The 18,650-nt window shown below is 52.9% G+C and carries 16 protein-coding genes; 15 read left to right on the forward strand and 1 reads right to left on the reverse strand.

Features of this window, described 5'->3' with window-relative positions; all coding sequences use genetic code 11:
• Nucleotides 1–256 precede the first annotated feature (256 nt).
• The 5 genes from UCI88_RS04885 to galU all read left to right on the forward strand — a co-directional run bounded on the left by UCI88_RS04885 (nucleotide 257) and on the right by galU (nucleotide 5,181).
• A complete protein-coding gene (locus tag UCI88_RS04885; RefSeq protein ID WP_256179582.1) occupies nucleotides 257–1,546 on the forward strand; it encodes a tetratricopeptide repeat protein in 1,290 nt (429 codons plus the stop codon).
• A 27-nt stretch (nucleotides 1,547–1,573) separates the two neighbouring features.
• Nucleotides 1,574–2,104, forward strand: coding sequence for a dCTP deaminase (dcd, locus tag UCI88_RS04890; protein ID WP_044504001.1), 531 nt, complete (start codon nucleotides 1,574–1,576; stop codon nucleotides 2,102–2,104).
• Between the two features lie 13 nt (nucleotides 2,105–2,117).
• Complete coding sequence (locus UCI88_RS04895; protein ID WP_256179581.1) at nucleotides 2,118–3,098, forward strand: P1 family peptidase; 981 nt, start codon at nucleotides 2,118–2,120, stop codon at nucleotides 3,096–3,098.
• Between the two features lie 108 nt (nucleotides 3,099–3,206).
• On the forward strand, nucleotides 3,207–4,301 hold the full coding sequence (gene glf, locus UCI88_RS04900; RefSeq protein ID WP_256179580.1) for a UDP-galactopyranose mutase: 1,095 nt from the start codon (nucleotides 3,207–3,209) through the stop codon (nucleotides 4,299–4,301).
• 4 nt (nucleotides 4,302–4,305) lie between these two features.
• Nucleotides 4,306–5,181 (forward strand): UTP--glucose-1-phosphate uridylyltransferase GalU, encoded by an 876-nt coding sequence (gene galU, locus UCI88_RS04905; protein WP_044503998.1) that lies wholly within the window; start codon nucleotides 4,306–4,308, stop codon nucleotides 5,179–5,181.
• Here the strand turns inward: galU and tadA are convergent.
• Nucleotides 5,147–5,641, reverse strand: coding sequence for a tRNA adenosine(34) deaminase TadA (gene tadA, locus UCI88_RS04910; protein ID WP_256179579.1), 495 nt, complete (start codon nucleotides 5,639–5,641; stop codon nucleotides 5,147–5,149). The two genes, galU and tadA, sit on opposite strands and share 35 nt — an antisense overlap.
• A 67-nt stretch (nucleotides 5,642–5,708) precedes the next feature.
• On the opposite strand from tadA, the gene UCI88_RS04915 reads away from it, so the two are divergent.
• The 10 genes from UCI88_RS04915 to glgB all read left to right on the forward strand — a co-directional run bounded on the left by UCI88_RS04915 (nucleotide 5,709) and on the right by glgB (nucleotide 18,553).
• Nucleotides 5,709–6,374: a trimeric intracellular cation channel family protein gene (locus UCI88_RS04915; RefSeq protein WP_044503996.1), complete on the forward strand. Its 666-nt coding sequence runs from the start codon at nucleotides 5,709–5,711 to the stop codon at nucleotides 6,372–6,374.
• A 56-nt stretch (nucleotides 6,375–6,430) separates the two neighbouring features.
• Entirely contained in the window at nucleotides 6,431–8,269 is a 1,839-nt protein-coding gene (locus UCI88_RS04920) for a DUF4127 family protein (RefSeq protein WP_256179578.1), read from the forward strand.
• A gap of 29 nt (nucleotides 8,270–8,298) precedes the next feature.
• The gene (gene mltG / locus UCI88_RS04925) at nucleotides 8,299–9,360 is read left to right on the forward strand and encodes an endolytic transglycosylase MltG (RefSeq protein WP_256179577.1); all 1,062 of its coding nucleotides are present in this window, start codon (nucleotides 8,299–8,301) and stop codon (nucleotides 9,358–9,360) included.
• Nucleotides 9,357–9,944, forward strand: a complete 588-nt coding sequence (locus UCI88_RS04930) for an O-methyltransferase (RefSeq protein ID WP_256179576.1) — start codon at nucleotides 9,357–9,359, stop codon at nucleotides 9,942–9,944. Before mltG ends, UCI88_RS04930 begins: the two co-directional genes overlap by 4 nt.
• A gap of 5 nt (nucleotides 9,945–9,949) precedes the next feature.
• Nucleotides 9,950–11,188: a peptidase U32 family protein gene (locus UCI88_RS04935; RefSeq protein ID WP_256179575.1), complete on the forward strand. Its 1,239-nt coding sequence runs from the start codon at nucleotides 9,950–9,952 to the stop codon at nucleotides 11,186–11,188.
• Nucleotides 11,181–11,435, forward strand: a complete 255-nt coding sequence (locus tag UCI88_RS04940) for a DUF4911 domain-containing protein (RefSeq protein ID WP_044503991.1) — start codon at nucleotides 11,181–11,183, stop codon at nucleotides 11,433–11,435. Before UCI88_RS04935 ends, UCI88_RS04940 begins: the two co-directional genes overlap by 8 nt.
• Nucleotides 11,436–11,842: 407 nt before the next feature.
• Nucleotides 11,843–13,018: a glucose-1-phosphate adenylyltransferase gene (locus UCI88_RS04945; RefSeq protein ID WP_256179574.1), complete on the forward strand. Its 1,176-nt coding sequence runs from the start codon at nucleotides 11,843–11,845 to the stop codon at nucleotides 13,016–13,018.
• Entirely contained in the window at nucleotides 13,015–14,136 is a 1,122-nt protein-coding gene (gene glgD, locus UCI88_RS04950) for a glucose-1-phosphate adenylyltransferase subunit GlgD (RefSeq protein WP_256179573.1), read from the forward strand. The genes UCI88_RS04945 and glgD overlap by 4 nt, the downstream gene beginning before the upstream one ends.
• Nucleotides 14,137–14,164: 28 nt before the next feature.
• Nucleotides 14,165–16,597 carry a glycogen/starch/alpha-glucan phosphorylase gene (locus UCI88_RS04955; RefSeq protein ID WP_256179572.1) on the forward strand — a complete coding sequence of 811 codons (2,433 nt, stop codon included), beginning with the start codon at nucleotides 14,165–14,167 and terminating at the stop codon, nucleotides 16,595–16,597.
• Nucleotides 16,598–16,615: 18 nt separating this feature from the next.
• The gene (gene glgB, locus UCI88_RS04960) at nucleotides 16,616–18,553 is read left to right on the forward strand and encodes a 1,4-alpha-glucan branching protein GlgB (RefSeq protein ID WP_256179571.1); all 1,938 of its coding nucleotides are present in this window, start codon (nucleotides 16,616–16,618) and stop codon (nucleotides 18,551–18,553) included.
• Nucleotides 18,554–18,650: the final 97 nt, after the last annotated feature.

Raw genomic sequence — 18,650 nt, forward strand, 5'->3', positions numbered from 1 at the left:
GAGGATGTCTTTGACGGTATGTAATTTCTCTTGAGCACATATCTTTGTTTTTCGCATTAAAAATACTCCCCTTCAAGCAGCATGAGATTTTATTATTTCTCATGTCTACCTAAAGGGGAGCATATCATCGTATTGTGGAAAAGCTCTTTTTTGCGTTTTCAAGGTTTTTTAGGGGCTGTTATGCCGAAGAGGAAGATTCTTTATGTTATAATAGGCATAATGAACACTGTGTAATAAACGGGTAGGAGGTTTTTCTATGGATTCTTTTGCAGCCCGCGAGGCCTGTCAGGAGGGCCGATACAACGACGTCCTTGCCATGTACGATAAGGCAAGGCCTGACGGTTCCTGGACGAACTGGGACTATTACTATTATGCCTATGCCCTGCGCAAGGTCAAAAATTACGCTAAAGGGCGGGAAATTGCCCGGGCTGGCATCATCGCCTTTCCGGAGTTTACCAATCTTCACGGCATCTACTGCTGGTGCCTTTACTATTTATACATCCAAAAATTCGATGAACGGCTCCATACCTTCGAAGACTTTCGCCGCGCCGTCGACGCCATCTTAAAGTACAGTCAACAAGGTCCGTACACGCCGTATACCTTAGCCGTATGGCGGATGGTCGAAGTCTTAAAGACAAAACCGCCTTCTATGGCGAATATGGCCGGTGACTATTTGCGCCGTCTCGATCCGGATCTCTTGTCCGATGAAGAAAAAAAGGTGACCCTTCGCGGACGGGAACAGGTTATCGCCTCCGATCGAGAACACTGGTATGCCCTCATGAGCCGGACCCTCATCAAGGAAGAAAAGTACGATGACTGCATTCGTCTTTGCCGAATGGCCTTGGGAATCTTTCCGGAACTGCACCACGACAACGACATTTGGTTTTCCTACCGCATCGGCCTCTGTGAGCTGCGGTTGGGACAGATCGAGGACGCCCGGCAGCGGTTTGAAGAGTTATTAAAGTATAAGCAACACTGGATCGTCTATCGCGGCCTCTTTTTTGCGGCCCAAGCCAATGGCGACAGTGAGGCCATGCGCCGCTATGGAGCATCGGCCATGGCCGCTCCCGGCGAGCTTAAGGCTAAGGTCAACTTCCTCGTCCAGTTGGCAGGAGCCTTGGAAAATATGGGCAGTTACGATAAAGAGGCTTATGAACATTATCTCTTGGCGAAACTCATCCGGACCGAACAAAATTGGAAAATTTCGCCCCAGCTCATCGCCAAGGTCGACAGTTATGATTATTCCCCGGCGGATCGGCCGGAACTGCTTCGTCGCCTGCAGTCCTTCTGGATGGCGGAAAAGCATGCCGGTGAGGAACAGCATACGGGGACTATCGATAAGATTCTTCCCGGCGGCAAGGCCGGTTTCATCCGGGAATACGGCGGCGGTCAGTATTATTTCCGTACGGCCTCCCTGTATCGGGTCCGAGCGCAAGAAGGGGAGAAGGTCACTTTTTATGTCGAAGACTTTTTCGATATAAACAAGAAAAAACCGGCCCGTCGCGCCGTGGACATCGAGCCTGTTTTGCTATATCATAAGAAATGAAATTACCAGAGAAAGCGAGTGGCCCTTATGATCTTATCAGGCAAGGAAATTGTCAAACATTTAGGTAAAGAAATTATCATCGAACCCTTTCATCCCGAACGGGTCAATCCCAATAGCTATAATCTGTCTCTTCATAACGAACTGATGATTTACGACCATGCCGAATTGGACATGGCTAAGCCCAATCCGGCGTCGACGATTCATATTCCGGAATCGGGCTATGTCCTCCAGCCTAATACGCTCTACTTGGGCCGGACTAATGAATACACCCGGACCGACGGCTACATCCCCATGCTGGAAGGTCGGTCGTCTGTCGGTCGTCTCGGCGTATTCATCCACGTTACGGCCGGTTTTGGCGACGTCGGTTTTGCCGGTTACTGGACCCTTGAAATCTTTTGTGTTCAGCCCATACGGATTTACCCCAATGTCGAAATCTGCCAGATTTACTATCACGATATCGATGGGGAGTACGACAAGTATACCCACGGAAAATATCAGAACAATACGGGCATTCAGCCGAGCATGCTTTGGAAAGACTTTGAAAAGCTGAAAAAATAGGAGAGGTATGACCATGAGAGAAATCGATATTCAGGAACTGTTGTCGAAAGAAACGTTCTGCTTGGGAAGTGCTGAAGACCGAAAAGGTGGTACCGGCTGCACGGTCCTTGTCTTCCCTGAAAGCGCACCCTGTGCCGTCGACGTCCGCGGCGGTGGTCCGGCCAGTCGGGAATCGGAGCTGCTAAGTCCCATGGCGGCAGCGTCGGGCATCCATGCCATCCTCTTAAGCGGCGGCAGTGCTTTCGGCCTCAATGCGGCCACGGGGGTTATGACCTGTTTGGAAGAACAGGGCATCGGCTTTGAAACGCGGATCGCCAAAGTCCCTTTAGTCGTCGCTTCGTGTATCTTTGACCTCGGATGCGGAGACGATGTCCGTCCCGATGCGGCCATGGGCTATGCCGCTTGTGATGCGGCCTTTAAAGGCGACTTCCGTGAGGGCTGTTACGGTGCCGGTACGGGGGCTACGGTCGGAAAGCTCTGCGGCCCGGACTATATGATGAAATCCGGTGTCGGTGCCTATGCCGTTTCCGTCGGAGACCTCAAGGTTTGTGCCATCGTCGTCGTCAACGCTGTCGGCGACGTCCTCGGCGAATCGGGGGAAATCCTCTCCGGCATGAGAAGCCGTGATGGCAAAGGATTTGCCGATACGCGGCGGGTCATGCTCGAAGAAGCAGGAATCACACCGACCCTCTTTTCGCAGCGAGCCGTCGGTACGACGACCAATACGACCATCGGTGCTGTCGTGACCAACGGCCGCTTTGACAAGGCTCAGCTGAAAAAAATAGCCGCCCTCGGCAGCAACGGCATGGTCCGCACGATTCGACCGGTCAATACGACGGCCGACGGCGATTCCCTGTATGCAGCCAGCATCGGCACCGTTTCAGCCGAAATCAGTTTGACCGGAACCCTTGCAGCTTACGCCGTCGAACAGGCGGTCCGCCGTGCCGTTTTGCAGGCTGAACCGATGTACGGCATCCCCGCTTCCCTCGATTGAAGTCTGCGAAAGGACTTGGGGAGGCACTGTTTCAGCGCATCGTAATTTTTGTTATCCTAAAAGGCAGTTCAGTACAGCTGTACATTTTCTATCAGGTGGTGTTTTGCAATGTATGATTATGTCATCGTCGGCAGCGGTCTCTTTGGCGTCGTCTTTGCCCATGAAATGAAAAAAGCCGGGCGTAAGTGCCTGGTCCTGGAACGGCGAGCGCACGTCGGCGGTAACGTCTACTGCGAAGAAAAAGAGGGTATCCGCATCCATCGCTACGGGGCCCATATCTTCCATACGTCGAATAAAAAAGTTTGGAACTATGTCAACCAGTTCGTCGAGTTTAATCATTACGTCAATTCGCCGGTCGCCAATTACAAGGGAGAGCTCTACAACCTGCCTTTTAATATGAATACCTTTGCCAAGATGTGGGGTATCGTGACGCCGGCGGAAGCGGATGCCAAGATCGAAGAACAGCGTCAAAAGGCCCATATTACGGAACCGAAAAATTTAGAAGAACAGGCCATTTCCCTCATCGGTACCGATATTTATACGAAACTCATCAAGGGCTATACGGAAAAGCAGTGGGGACGGAATTGCACCGACCTCCCGGCCTTTATCATCAAGCGTCTGCCCGTCCGCTATACCTTTGACAACAACTACTTTGATGACAGCTATCAAGGGATTCCTATCGGCGGCTACAATGGCCTCATCGACGCCCTGTTAGAGGGAATCGAAGTGCGGACCGGCATCGATTACAATAAAGAACGGTCGTCTTATCTCGATATTGCCCGCAAGGTCGTGTATACCGGCCCTATCGATGAATATTTCGGCTACCGACTGGGCTGTTTGGAATACCGGGGCCTTCGCTTTGAAACGGAACGCTTGGAAGAAGTCAATCATCAGGGCGTAGCCGTCATGAATTATACCGACCGGGAGACGCCGTATACGCGAGTCATCGAACACAAGCACTTTGAATTCGGAACCCAACCGGTGACCTATATCACCCGGGAATACCCGTCGGAATGGCACCGTGGGGAAGAAGCCTATTATCCGGTCAACGATGACAAGAACCAGGCCCTCTACAAGCAGTACGCCCGGCTCGCCGGCCATGAACGGAACGTCATCTTTGGCGGTCGTTTGGCTGAATATAAGTATTACGATATGGACGACGTCATTGAACGCGCTTTGACTGTCGCCGAAAAGGAGATTTGAACAGATGCAGAAAAAAGTTCGCAAAGCCGTCATTCCGGCGGCCGGCTACGGCACGCGGTTTTTACCGGTGACCAAGGCTATCCCTAAGGAAATGATTCCTATCGTCGATAAACCGGTCATCCAGTATATCGTCGAAGAAGCCCTGCAAAGCGGCATTGAAGAAATTTTAATCATCACCGGCCACGGAAAACGGGCCATTGAAGACCACTTCGATACCAATATCGACCTCGAACTGCAGCTGCGCCAGCAGGGAAAGACCCGCCTCTTACGGATGGTACAGGATATTTCCAGTATCAACGTCCACTATATCCGGCAAAAGCATATGCGCGGTCTCGGCGACGCCATCCGTTGTGCCGAATCCTTTATCGATAATGAACCTTTTGCCGTCCTCTTAGGCGACGATATCGTCTATGAACCGGAGCGGCCGGCCCTGCGTCAGATGATCGAGGCCTTCAGCGAAGTCGGTTCGACCCTCCTCGGCTGCCAGGAAGTACCTCTCGACCAGGTATCGCGTTACGGCATCGTCCACGGGATGCCGACGAAAGACGAACGCATCGTGCGGCTCATCGATATGATTGAAAAACCGTCTGTCGAAGAAGCGCCGAGTCGCTTGGCTGCCCTCGGACGCTATATCCTGACGCCGGATATCTTTGAAATCCTGCGCCGCGTCCAGCCCGGGAAGAACGGTGAAATCCAGCTTACCGATGCCCTGCGCCTCATGGCTGACCGCGAAGGCGTCTATGCCTATACCTTTACGGGAACCAGTTATGATGCCGGCAATAAGCTTGGCTTTTTGAAGGCCACTGTCGAATACGCCCTGCGTCGTGACGACTTGGGCCATGATTTCAAGGCTTATCTGAAGGACTTGTTGAAGGGATAACCGTCTCTTTCTTACGCCGCTCTTTGAAGAAACTTTTCATAAGGGCGGCGCATTCTTCCGCACGGACCCCGGCTGTGACGACGGCGGCGTGATTGAGACTGTCGCTGTCGATGAGGTGAAAGAGGGAACGGGCTGCCCCGGCCTTGGGGTCGTCGCAGCCGTAGACGACCCGGTCCAGGCGGCTGTTTACGATGGCGCCGGCACACATGGGGCACGGCTCGACCGTGACGTATAGGGTACAGCCTGTCAGGCGCCAGCGATTCAGTGCGCGACAGGCTTTTTCAATGGCCAACAGTTCGGCGTGAGCCGTGGCACAGGGAAGGGATTCCCGCAGGTTATAGGCTCGGGCGATGACCTTTTTCTGATAGACAATGACGGCGCCGATGGGTATTTCTCCGACGGTATAGGCGGTCTTGGCTTCGGCGAGGGCCTTGCCCATATAAAATTCATCTTTAGTCATGATGATCTCCTTAGTAATTAACATGGTTCATTTATCATATCACGAAAGAGAGGGAAGGGGAATTCCTATGGATGCGATTTGGTGGCATATTTTTGACTTATTGGGGACGACGGCCTTTGCCGTATCCGGCGTTTTTGCAGCCCTTTCCCGTCGCATGGATCTGTTCGGCATCTTCGTCCTCAGCGCAGCGACGGCTGTCGGCGGCGGCATCGTCCGTGACATCCTCATCGGCAATATTCCTCCGGCGGCCTTTAAAAACAGCATTTACCTATGGATTATATTAGGTTCCATCGTTATCGTCACCTTGACTGTCCGCTACTTCAATATCCACATGTGGCGCCGCTTTATGGGTCATCTGTCGGCCATCTACCTCTTGTGTGATGCCATTGGCCTGGGTTCCTTTACCGTAACCGGGACCCTTCTCGGCTGTTATTATTATCCTGATTACTGGATTTTAGATATTACCCTCGGTGTCCTCACGGCCGTCGGCGGCGGCGTCATCCGCGACGTCTTGGCCGGACGGATTCCGGTCGTCCTGCGGACTGAAGTCTATGCTACGGCGTCGCTCCTCGGCAGTGTCCTCTTGTACGGCGCCGTCATTCCCTTTGAAGTGCCTTTTGAAGTGGGGGCCATCGTCAGTTTTTCGGTTACCGTTGCCATCCGGTTGGTTGCCATTCGCTTCCACCTCAATGTGCCCCGCATCCGCCGTAAGAAGCAAGGTTCTTCTTTTTAGAGGGCAGATGTGCTATAATAAAAAATACTTGTTTTTTCTTACGATAGGAGGATAATGTGAATCTGTTACAGAAGGCAGTCAGCATGGCCGTCGTATCCCTGTTCCTGTGTGCTACGCCGTCGACACTGGCTAAGACGATTTTATACGTACCGCAGGACGACCGGCCTGTAGATTACGAATATACGGTCAGTACGGCAGAATCGGCAGGCTATACGATTTTGACGCCGCCCGCACAGTATCTGTCGGGCATGAATTTCCACGGTTCGCCGGACCGGCTCATGTCTTGGGTAGAGAATAACGCGAATAAAGCCGATGCCATGGTCCTGTCCATTGATTCTTTAGTCTACGGCGGTCTCGTCGATTCCCGGAAGCACAACCTTCCCATGTCGACCCTCTTGACGCGCCTTGAAAGAGTAGAAGCCCTGCACAAGGCCAATACCAAAGTGCCCCTCTACGTATTCAGCACGGTCATGCGCAGTCCCTGGGCCGGCGGCAAGGGCGTTGAACCGGACTACTACCTGACCATGGGCTCCGATATCTATCAATTAGCCTCTCTTCAGGCCAAGATGGATGAAGAAGGGCTCAATCCCCAGGAACGGAACGATTGGTTCGCTATCATGCGACGCATTCCCATGGAATACCTGCAGGATTGGTACAATCGGCGCCGCAAGAATATGAGCATCAATTATCGGCTCATCGACGATGCTCGAAAGGGCGTCTTTACCTACTATAGCCTGGGCCACGACGACAACTCGGTCAGCACCCAGTCTTCTTTGGAATCGAAGTATCTCGAAATGGCCGGCCAAGGCATTCCTAAGACATCCTTCGGTTCCTTCCCCGGCGCCGACCAGTTGGGATTGCTGCTCATTACGAGAGCCAGCAACGACTTCAATAATTATCATCCGAAAATTTCGGTCATCTACCCCTTGGGCGGGGGAGAAAAGACGGTCCCCCGCTATGACGGACAGGCCATTGGCAAGACTATTGCCTCTCACGTCGAAGCCATTGGCGGCACGATTGTCGACAATGAACGGCCGGATCTCCTGCTCGCCGTCAATACGCCGCTGACTACAACGACGACGGAATCGGCAAATTTTGAAAACTTCCCGATCATGCTCCAGTCGACGAAAGACTTCCTGAACCAGATTGAAAAGGCGGTCAACCTCAATATCCCGGTTAGCCTCGTCGATATGGCCTTTTCCAACGGCTCGGATAACACCTTGGTCTACGGCCTCTACCAGGACAAGATGATGTATCGCCTGGCAGCCTACAACGGCTGGAATACGGCCAGCAACTCCGTCGGCTACGGCCTTTCGCAGGGCGTCCTCGCCAAGTATATGACGCCCGCTGACCACCGCGACATGCTGACCACCCAGTATCTCGATAACTGGGCTTATCAGGCCAACGTCCGCGACTACGTATCCCGCATGGATCAAAAACTCGAAGCCCACACCATCACGCCGGTGTACGCTTCGCGGAATCAGGAACTGCAGAGCCTGGCCAAAACACAGCTCCAGCGCTATGCATCGACGTACCTCGGTGTCAATCCGCGGACCATTGACGTCACCTTGCCTTGGCAGCGCCTGTTCGAAGTCTACGTCGACGTCAAAAAGACGCCGTCCGTATCCCTTGAAGCCGATGTGCGCCGGGGCATCAATAACCAGCGCCTTCAGAACCTGGCCAATAACGTCGCCGCAGCCCAAGCTCAGCTCGATGCGGCCCAGACCGTCGATGAAGACGGCACCGTAGTTCCGCCGGATCCGGCCGTTCAGGCTCAGCTCCAGGCTGCCAAAGACGCCGCCCAGGCGCAGTACGATAAGGAACAGCAGGCCCAGGCCATGAGCCGCAGTGAAGAAAAGGCTCAGCAGAGCCGTACTTGGACTGCTGACCGTTAACCCGATAAAAAGGATTGATAAAGGAGAATATGGAAACAAACGATATGACCTCGAAGGAAATTAAAAACACAGCTCCCGTGCCATCCCCTAAGCCTCCGCGTAAGAGACTTAAAAAAATATTGACCGGGTGCTTCATCGCCGCGGCCGCCGTCGTGCTCTATGGCTTTTTCGGCCCGAACTTCCTCTTGCCCTATACCAGCGGCTATCTCCATGTTCGCAGTGACATGACGGCAGCCGACGTCGGCGATGCTTTGACAGATAAGGGCTATATTGCAAGTCCTTTATGGTTCCGCGCAGCGGCCATGGCGACCGGTCAGGCCGGCTCGATCCACGCCGGAGAATATACTTTTAACTCGCGAATGAGCGTCTTTACGATTTTACAGAAACTGGCCAGCGGCAAGTCTGAAGCTGACCGGCTCGTCGTGCCCGAAGGTTATACGGTATGGAATATTGCCAAGGCCGTCGCTGCCAATGGCCGTATTAGTGAAGCGGACTTTTTAAAGGCGGCTGCGTCGGATGCCCAGCTTTTTCCGTATATGAAGGGCAACCGGCAAGTGACCTTTGCCACGGAAGGCTTCTTATTTCCCGATACGTATTTCATCCCTTACGATGCGACAGCCGACGACGTCGTGGCCATGATGTTGAAGAATTTCGATAAGCATCTGACGCCGGCTATGAAAGAGCGCATTGCCAAGAAGAATATGTCCATCTACCAGTTCGTCACCTTGGCATCGCTCATCGAAAAGGAAGCTAAATTCGAACCGGATCGGCCCCTTATCGCTTCGGTCTTTGAAAACCGCCTGCGCATCGGCATGAAACTCCAGTCCGATGCCAGCATTGCCTACGCCATGGGCAACCACAAGGCGGAGTACAGCATCAGTGAGACCCAGTACGATTCGCCGTACAATACCTACGTCTATGAAGGCCTGCCGCCGGGACCGATCGGAAACCCCGGTCTTCCCAGCATGGAAGCTATCTTAGACGCGCCGACGACGAATTATCTCTACTTCGTCGCCGATAAGGACGGACATAACTACTTTGCCGCAACGTATGACGAACACATGAAGAATGTACAGGAGCATATGCCATGAGTCTGATCTGTGAGATGAAGGCTTATGCCGAAAGAGAAGGGCTTCCTATCCTCAGGGACAGTGAAGTCCCTCTTTTTGAACGTATCATAGCTAACCAACGGCCGGTGAAGGTCCTTGAAATCGGGACCTGCATCGGCTATTCGGCCCTTCGCATGGCGCCTTTTCTCGGCGACGGCGGTACGATTACGACCATCGAATTTGATGAAGGGCGTTGGCAAAAGGCACGGGACTTTATCGGCCGCTCTCCTTATAAGGGTGTCATTACGGCGCTCTTAGGAGACGGAACGGAACTTTCCGGAAGCCTCTCCGGGCCGTGGGACCTGGTTTTTCTCGACGGGCCCAAAGGACAGTATGTCCGCCAGCTTCGGCAGCTCATGCCGAAACTTTTACCCGGGGCCCTTATCATGGCCGACAACATCGGCTATCATGAGATGTTTTATATCGAAGGCGCCTTGCCCCACAAACACCGGACGGCCATAAGCCGCCTGCGGGAATTTATGGCCCTTATCGAAGATCGGGCACATTTTGAAACGGTGTTTTTTGAAAATGGAGACGGCATGACCGTTTCACGATGGAAAGGATAAGATACATGGGAAAAATAGAATTGCTGGCTCCGGCCGGCAGTATGGATAAATTGAAAATGGCCTTCTTATACGGTGCTGACGCCGTCTACTTAGGCGGGAAATCCTTCGGCCTGCGGGCTTTCAGTGACAACTTTTCAAATGAAGAATTGAAAGAAGCCGTCGACTACGCCCATTCCTTGGGCAAGCGGATCCATGTCACGGTCAATATCTTCCCGCATAATGAAGATTTGGAAGGCCTTCCGGAATACCTCATCTACCTTCGCGATATCGGCGTCGACGCCGTTCTCATCGCCGATCCGGGCATCTTTGCCTTGGCTCGCCAGCTGGTACCGGATCTTCCGATTCACATTTCGACCCAGGGCAATACGACCAACTGGGCTTCGGTGAAATTTTGGGCCGACAATGGGGCGGCGCGAGTCGTCATGGCCCGCGAAGTCAGCCTGGCCGACGTCAAGACCATTCACGAAAAAGTGCCGCATGTCGAACTTGAAGGCTTCGTCCACGGTGCGATGTGTATTTCTTATTCCGGCCGCTGCCTGCTGAGCAATTACTTTACCCAGGGGGACCGCGATTCCAACCGCGGCGAATGCGTCCAGTGCTGCCGCTTTAAGTACAACGTCGTCGAAGAAAAACGGCCGGGTCAGTATTTCCCCGTCGTCGAAGATGAACGGGGGACTTACATTTTCAACTCGAAAGATCTGTGCATGCTGCCGTATCTGCCGGACCTCTACGACGCCGGCCTGTCGAGCCTCAAAATCGAAGGCCGCATGAAGAGTATCCATTACGTGGCAACGGTGACCAAGGTCTACCGCGAAGCCCTCGACGCCTATGAAGCCGATCCCGAACACTTCACGGTCCGCCCGGAATGGCTCGATGAATTGGAAAAAATCTCCCACCGGCCTTATACCCGCGGCTTCTCCGTATCGCGGCCGACGGAGGCCGACCAGGTATACAGTGAATCGAGCAATACTCAGACCCACGACTTCATCGGCTTGGTCCGCTCCTATGATGCCGAAAAGGGGACTGCCTGGATTGAACAGCGGAACCACTTCAAAGTCGGTCAGACCGTCGAGTTTTTGCAGCCCAAAGGCCATTTAGTCACCTGCACCATCGGCTCCATCATCAATGAAGACGGGGAAGCCCTCGATGCCGCCCGCCATCCGCGGCAGCTCGTGGGGGTGGCCATTTCCGAGCCCCTTGAAGCCTTTTCCATGATGCGCCGTCAGGTAGAAGACCATGCTTGATGCCGATTGGGTCTACTTTCGCGTGGCGCCGACGGACATGACCTTCGTCAACCGCATTATCGAAGGCTGCGGCTACCTCGGCGTCGTCACCGCCCTCGATGGAAAGGCGGGGATCGGCTTCGTCCGGACGACGGCCGATACGGCAGGGGAGACACGCGACGTTTTAAAAGACCTTCCCATTCCTGTCGAGATCCTGTCCTTTGAACAGGTCCTGAAAAGAACGAATCAGACGAATGAAAAAGGCTGATAAACGTAAGGTATTTTTTTAGTAAAATTTATAGTTATACGTTTATCCGATTAGAGACAATCTCTTGAGAGATTGTCTCTTTTTTTGCTGTTTTCCCTTGCGGGACGAAAACGCTCCGAAATTAGTGCCTGTTTTGCTCGTTTTGGCTGATAATAGTTCCTGATTGTAGTCAAATTCTAAAGGAAAATGAAAAATTGTGATATTTGTTACCCTATTTTTAATCGTTATCCCTTTAAATTTCTAACAGATTTGGTGTATAATTAATACTATAATCATAAAATGAATGGCTGTATATATTATATTGTATGTAATGTGTACGGTCCGATGCAGGTCCGTCAGCTCATCTTCGACATAGGGCATTCCTTTTCACCATCCGCCGGACCGAAGTCGCGTTAGGAGGCGCTTTTATGAAAAAATCTAATTGCCTGGCTATGATCCTGGCTGGTGGGAAGGGGAGCCGCCTTGGCGTCCTGACCAAAGACCAAGCCAAGCCGGGCCTCTTGTTCGGAGGAAAATACCGCATCATCGACTTCCCTTTGAGCAACTGCCGTAATTCCGGCATCGATACGGTCGGTATCCTGACCCAATATCAGCCTCTCGAACTGAACTGGTACATCGGTAACGGCAGTTCATGGAACCTCGATTCCAATCGAGGCGGTACCTATGTCCTGCCGCCTTATCAGAGCGACGGCGGTTCTAACTGGTATCGCGGCACGGCCGACGCTATCTATCAGAATCTGAATTTCGTCGATATGGTCGGCGACGACTACGTCCTCATCTTGTCCGGTGACCATATCTATTCCATGGATTACGACAAGATGCTCAATTTCCACAAGAAGCATAAGGCTCAGGTTACCATCGGTACCATCCGCGTCCCCTGGGACGAAGCCAGCCGCTTCGGCATCATGGTCGCTGATGAAGACATGCGCATCAACAAGTTCCAGGAAAAACCGGCCAAGCCCGAAAGCAATTTGGCTTCCATGGGCATCTACATCTTTGACCGGGCCGTCCTCGAAGAGTATCTCCGGGCCGACGCCAAAGATGAAAAGTCAGAACATGACTTCGGGAAAAATGTCATCCCCACCATGCTGGCCGATCAGGTTCCGCTCTACGCCTATCCCTTTGAAGGCTACTGGAAGGATGTCGGTACCATCGACAGCCTCTGGCAGGCCAACATGGACCTTTTGGCAGATGAACCGCCCATCAATCTTCGGGACAGCAAGTGGCGCATCTATTCGGGAAACCAGAGTTTTCCGCCTCATCTCATCGGACCTAACGGGTCGGCCAAGAGTTCTCTCATCGCCGAAGGCTCTGAAATACTCGGCAATGTCAGCAATTCCGTCATTTTCTACGGCGTTACCATCAAGGAAGGGGCTAAGGTTACCAATTCCGTTATCATGCCCGGCACCGTCATTGAAGAGAACGCCGTCATCGACAAGGCCATCTTAGGGGAACGATGCCATATCTATCCCGGTGCCGTCCTGCGCAATAAAGACGGCTCTGTCGCCGTTCTCGGCCGCAAGGCAAAGCTTACAGACGGCGAACCGGAAGACGTTACCGTGAAAGGGGAAGACTCGCTATGAACAGCAATATGATCGGTCTCATCAACATGCGTGAAGACCGCCCGTTAAAGGAAATCAATGACACACGCCCTTTGGCGACCCTTCCCATTGGCGGCAAGTATCGCCTCATCGACTTTACCTTGTCGAACATGGTCAATGCCGGCATCGAAAACGTCGGCCTCATGCTTTCGAGTCAGTCGCGGTCGGTCCTTGATCACATCCGTTCCGGGAAGGAATGGGGATTGGCTCATAAGGGGGACGGTCTGTTTTATCTGCCGGAAGAACGGGCCGACATCGAAAATCCCGTCGAAGGTGACATCGCCGCTTATTACCGCAACCTGATTTTTATCCGGCGGGCCAATAAGCGCTACGCCCTGCTGTCGGGCTGCGACATGGTGCAGAATATCGACTACGATGAAGTCCTGCACTTCCATCGCCGCCACAATGCCGACGTAACCCTTATTTATCAGAAACAGCAGTATGATTTTAACCGCGAAGGCTATGTACTGACCATCGATACAGACTGCACCGACCGGGTCCGGGCCATCGACTCCAAGATGGAAGTCAAAGCCGGGGATAACCTCTACCAGCGCGGCATCATCATCGACTGCGACGTTCTCCAGGACTGCATCCGCCGGGCTTACTCTAAAGGGTATACCCATCTCATTACCGATGTATTCCAGCGAAACGTCGACCGCCTGCGCATTTTCGGGTATAATTATCAAGGGTACGCCAAACGAATCGATTCACTCCAATCTTATTTTGAAGTCAACATGGATCTGCGCGACAGCCGCATTTGGCACGAACTGCTTTTAAAAGACTTGGATCACCGTATTTATACCAAGATCAAAGACGAAGCTCCGGCCAAGTACATGGAAGAATCCCACGTTTCCAACTCCCTTGTAGCCAACGGCTGCATCATCGAAGGGCGCGTTGAAAATTCGATCCTCTTCCGCCGCGTCCGGGTCGGAAAGAATGCGGTCGTCCGCAACAGCATCATCATGCAGCACTCGGTCATCGGTGACGACGCCCAGCTTGACTACGTCGTCTGCGATAAGAATTCGGTCATCCAGCCGGAAGCCGACTTACAGCGTACCGCTGATGATCTGTTGTGCATTGGCAAATGTTCCGTACGTTAGTGTTTTGACAAAAGGGGATAATAAGCATATGAAAACATGGCAGGACAAGGAAGAATTCAAAAGGTTGTTTACCGACAAAGCCTACCGACTGTGGGAAAAGGAATTGCAAGAGTTAACCTTGAACGAAGTCTATCAGACCATTGCCTACATGATCCGCGATCTGGTCAGTGAAGATTGGATCCGTACCAACCAATCCTATGCTGCGAAAAAAGTCAAACAAGTCTATTATTTTTCCATTGAATTTCTCATGGGCCGCTTGTTGGAATCGAATCTCCTCAATGTCGATATGGACAACATCTGCCGGGACGGTTTGAAGGACCTCGGTTGGGATCTCGAAGACGTCATCCCGGCCGAACGCGATCCCGGCCTCGGGAATGGGGGACTCGGCCGGCTGGCAGCCTGCTTCATCGACTCCCTGGCCGCCTTGTCCCTTCCCGGTCACGGCAACAGCATCCGTTATCAGTACGGTCTGTTTAACCAGCGCATCGTCGATAACCAGCAGGTCGAGCTGCCCGATAACTGGCTGGTCAAAGGCTATCCTTGGGAAGTCAAGAAAGTCGACAAGGCCGTCTACGTCCGCTTTGGCGGCAATGCCTATATGCGGCCTACCGGTGACGGCAGCCTCGAATGTGTTCACGAACAGTTCTCGACGGTCAAGGCCGTTCCGTATGACGTGCCGGTCATCGGCTTTCAAAACGATACGGTCAATACCCTTCGCCTGTGGCGGGCCGAGTATTCCCGGGAAGAAATGTATAAGGAACTGTCTATGGGTGACCGGCACCGGGCCTTCCGCTACAAAGACAGCGTCCAACAGATTTCCCGTTTCCTCTATCCCGATGACAGCACCGAAGACGGACGCCGCCTGCGCCTGATGCAGGAATACTTCTTCGTATCGGCCGGCGTCCAAAGTATTGTCCGCCATTATAAGAAAAAATACGGAGAAAGTCTCTATCGTTTCGACCAATACGTTGCCATCCACATCAACGATACCCATCCGGCTCTGGTCATCCCCGAGCTGATGCGCATCTTCATGGATGAAGAAGGCCTCTCGTGGCAGGCCGCCTGGGATATTACCGTCCGGACCGTCGCTTATACCAATCACACGATCCTTCCGGAAGCCCTGGAAAAATGGTCCATTCCCATGTTTAAGGACCTCTTGCCGCGAATTTATTTAATTATTGAAGAAATTAACAACCGTTGGCTCCGAGAAGTCCGCCGTCTCTATCCGGGCGATGAAAATAAGGCCCGTGACGTAGCCATCTTGTGGGACGGCCAGATTCACATGGCGCACCTCTCGGTCCTCGGCAGCCACAGCGTCAACGGCGTCGCCGAAATCCATTCGCAGATCTTGAAGGATTCGACGCTGCACCAATTCTATACCTGTTTCCCGCACCGCTTTTCCAATAAGACCAACGGCATTTCTCATCGGCGCTGGCTCATCGAGGCCAATCCGAAACTGGCGTCCCTCATCGACGATACGATCGGTGACAAGTGGCGTAAGACGCCGTCGCGTTTGGCCGACCTCATGGCCTATAAAGACGACGCTTCCTTTAAGGAAAAGCTGGCCAAGGTCAAGACCGAACGCAAGGAATGGCTGGCCCGCTACATTCGGGACAAGTATAATCAGGATATCCGGACCGATTCCATCTTCGATATTCAGATCAAGCGCATTCATTTATACAAACGCCAGACCTTGAATATCCTCCATATCCTGCACCTCTACTTCCTCTTAAAGGACAATCCGTCCCTGACCATTACCCCGCGGACCTATCTCTTCGGCGGCAAGGCCGCAGCCAGTTACGGCGAAGCCAAGGAAACGATTCGCCTGATTAACGTCATCGCCCGCATGATCAATGGCGACCGGACGGTCAGCCAGCAGCTGAAGGTCCTGTTCCTGGAAAATTACAACGTATCTCTGGGACAGCTCCTTTTCCCGGCTGCCGACGTCAGCGAACAGATTTCGACAGCCGGCAAGGAAGCGTCCGGGACGGGGAATATGAAATTCATGATGAACGGAGCCATTACCCTTGGGACCATGGACGGGGCCAACGTCGAAATCCACGATCTCGTCGGTGACGACAACTGCGTCATCTTTGGTCTCCGAGCCGATGAAGTCATGAATTACTATATTCGCGGCGGTTATTCGTCTTGGAAGATGTACAGCAGTGATTCCGATATACGGCGCCTCATGGATGCCCTCGTCGACGGAACTCTGGGCGGTGAAAGTTTCGGTCTGCTCTACGAATCACTCCTCGATAAGAACGACGAATACTTCGTCTTGAAAGATTTTAAAGCCTACTGTGAGGCACAGCAGGAAATTGCCAAGCGGTATGGACATAAATCAGATTGGTGGCGGTCCAGTGTCGTCAATATTGCCCAGTCGGGATATTTCTCCAGTGACCGGACGATCAAGCAGTACGCCGACGATATTTGGCACATCAAGCCATCTAAGCACGACTGAAAGACAGGGGGATATGCGATGAAACTCAGTGCAATCGACGAATACAGTACCTTCTTGTATCACCAGGGTACGAATTATGCCAGCTATCGACTGTTCGGCGCTCACTTTACAGGGTGGCGCCGGAAATCCTGCGTGCGTTTTGCCCTTTGGGCACCGCATGCACAGAAGGTCAGTGTCGTCGGTGACTTCAACCATTGGGATGACGATGCCAATCCGATGGAACGAAGCAGCCAAGGCAATGGCATTTGGGTCGCATATATAGAAGGCCTTAAAGAAGGCGATATTTATAAATACGCCATTACGACGGCGTCAGGAGAACGCATCTTAAAGAGCGACCCTTACGCTTTCTGGTCGGAAGTACGGCCTCATACGGCATCGAAACTGACCAAGCTCCACTATACCTGGCACGATAAGAAATGGATGGATAGCCGTGAGGCTTACGATTCGTATCGTAAACCGATGCTGACTTATGAAGTCCATCTCGGCTCGTGGCGGCGCGGCGAAGACGGCGGCATGCTGACTTACCGCGATATCGCCGAAGAGCTGGTCGCTTACGTAAAAGACATGCATTATACCCATATCGAGCTCATGCCGCTGTGTGAATATCCCTTTGACGGTTCCTGGGGCTATCAGGGAACGGGTTATTTTTCAGCGACCAGCCGCTATGGCACGCCGGAAGATTTTATGTATCTCATCGACCACTGCCACCGAAACGGCATCGGCGTCATCCTCGACTGGGTGCCGGGCCACTTTTGCCGCGACGCCCACGGCCTGCGCCACTTCGACGGCGAACCGTGCTACGAATCGGGAAATCCGATCTTGGCGGAAAACAAGGAATGGGATACGATGAACTTCGACTACGGCCGGACGGAAGTCCAATCCTTCCTCATTTCCAGCGCCCTCTTTTGGCTGAGCCAGTTCCATATCGACGGCCTTCGCATCGACGCCGTGGCCAATATGCTGTATCTCGACTACGGCCATCCCGACGGAGAATGGCAGGCCAATAAGTACGGCGGCCGGGAAAATTTGGAAGCCATCGACTTTTTGCGCCATCTCAATGCGGCCGTCTTTAAAGAATTTCCTCAGGCCCTCATGATCGCCGAAGAATCGTCGGCTTGGCCCCTCGTCACCAAACCGGTCGACGTCGGCGGCCTGGGCTTCAATTATAAGTGGAACATGGGCTGGATGAACGACATGCTGCGTTATATGTCCATGGATCCCTTGTTCCGCAAGGACAATCACAATCTCATTACCTTTTCCTTGTGCTACGCCTTTTCGGAAAACTTCATCCTGCCCTTGTCGCATGATGAAGTCGTCCACGGCAAACACTCGCTCCTCGATAAGATGCCCGGCGATTACTGGCAGAAATTTGCCGGCCTTCGGGCCTTCTACGGTTACTGGATGGCTCATCCCGGCAAGAAGCTCTTATTCATGGGCAGTGAATTCGGCCAGTTCATCGAATGGAAGTACGATGACAGTCTCGACTGGCACCTCTTGAATTACCCCATGCATTCGGCCATGCATGACTACGTGCGCCAACTGAACGGGTACTACGTCGACCATCCTGAATTGTGGGAAGAGGACTGCGACTGGTCGGGCTTTTCCTGGATCAGCTGCGATGACAACGATAACAGCGCCATTGCCTTCTTCCGGACGGGCAAAGACGAAACAGATTCGACCGTCGTCATCTGCAACTTTACGCCTGTCGTCCGCCATTCGTACCGCATCGGCGTTCCCGTCAAGGGCGATTACGTCGAAGTCTTTAACAGCGATGCCGAAGCCTTTGGCGGGTCGAACGTCCTCAATGAAGGCGTTTTTGCCGCTCAGGATGTACCCATGCACGGCATGGACCAGTCCATCGAATTGACCCTGCCGCCGTTGGCGACGATTTATCTGCGCCGAAAGGGCTGCGAGGCGGAGAAACCGGACTGCGAAGAAGAACAGCTGAATGGCTGAGAAAGAAGGCAAAGGCATGAGAAAGGGAACACGCCGGCATCAAACGAGACGGCGGGTATCAGTAACACATCCATCACCATCTATAGAAAGCCGTGCC

The sequence above is a fragment of the Megasphaera massiliensis genome (assembly GCF_036305205.1).
GTDB lineage: Bacteria > Bacillota > Negativicutes > Veillonellales > Megasphaeraceae > Megasphaera > Megasphaera massiliensis.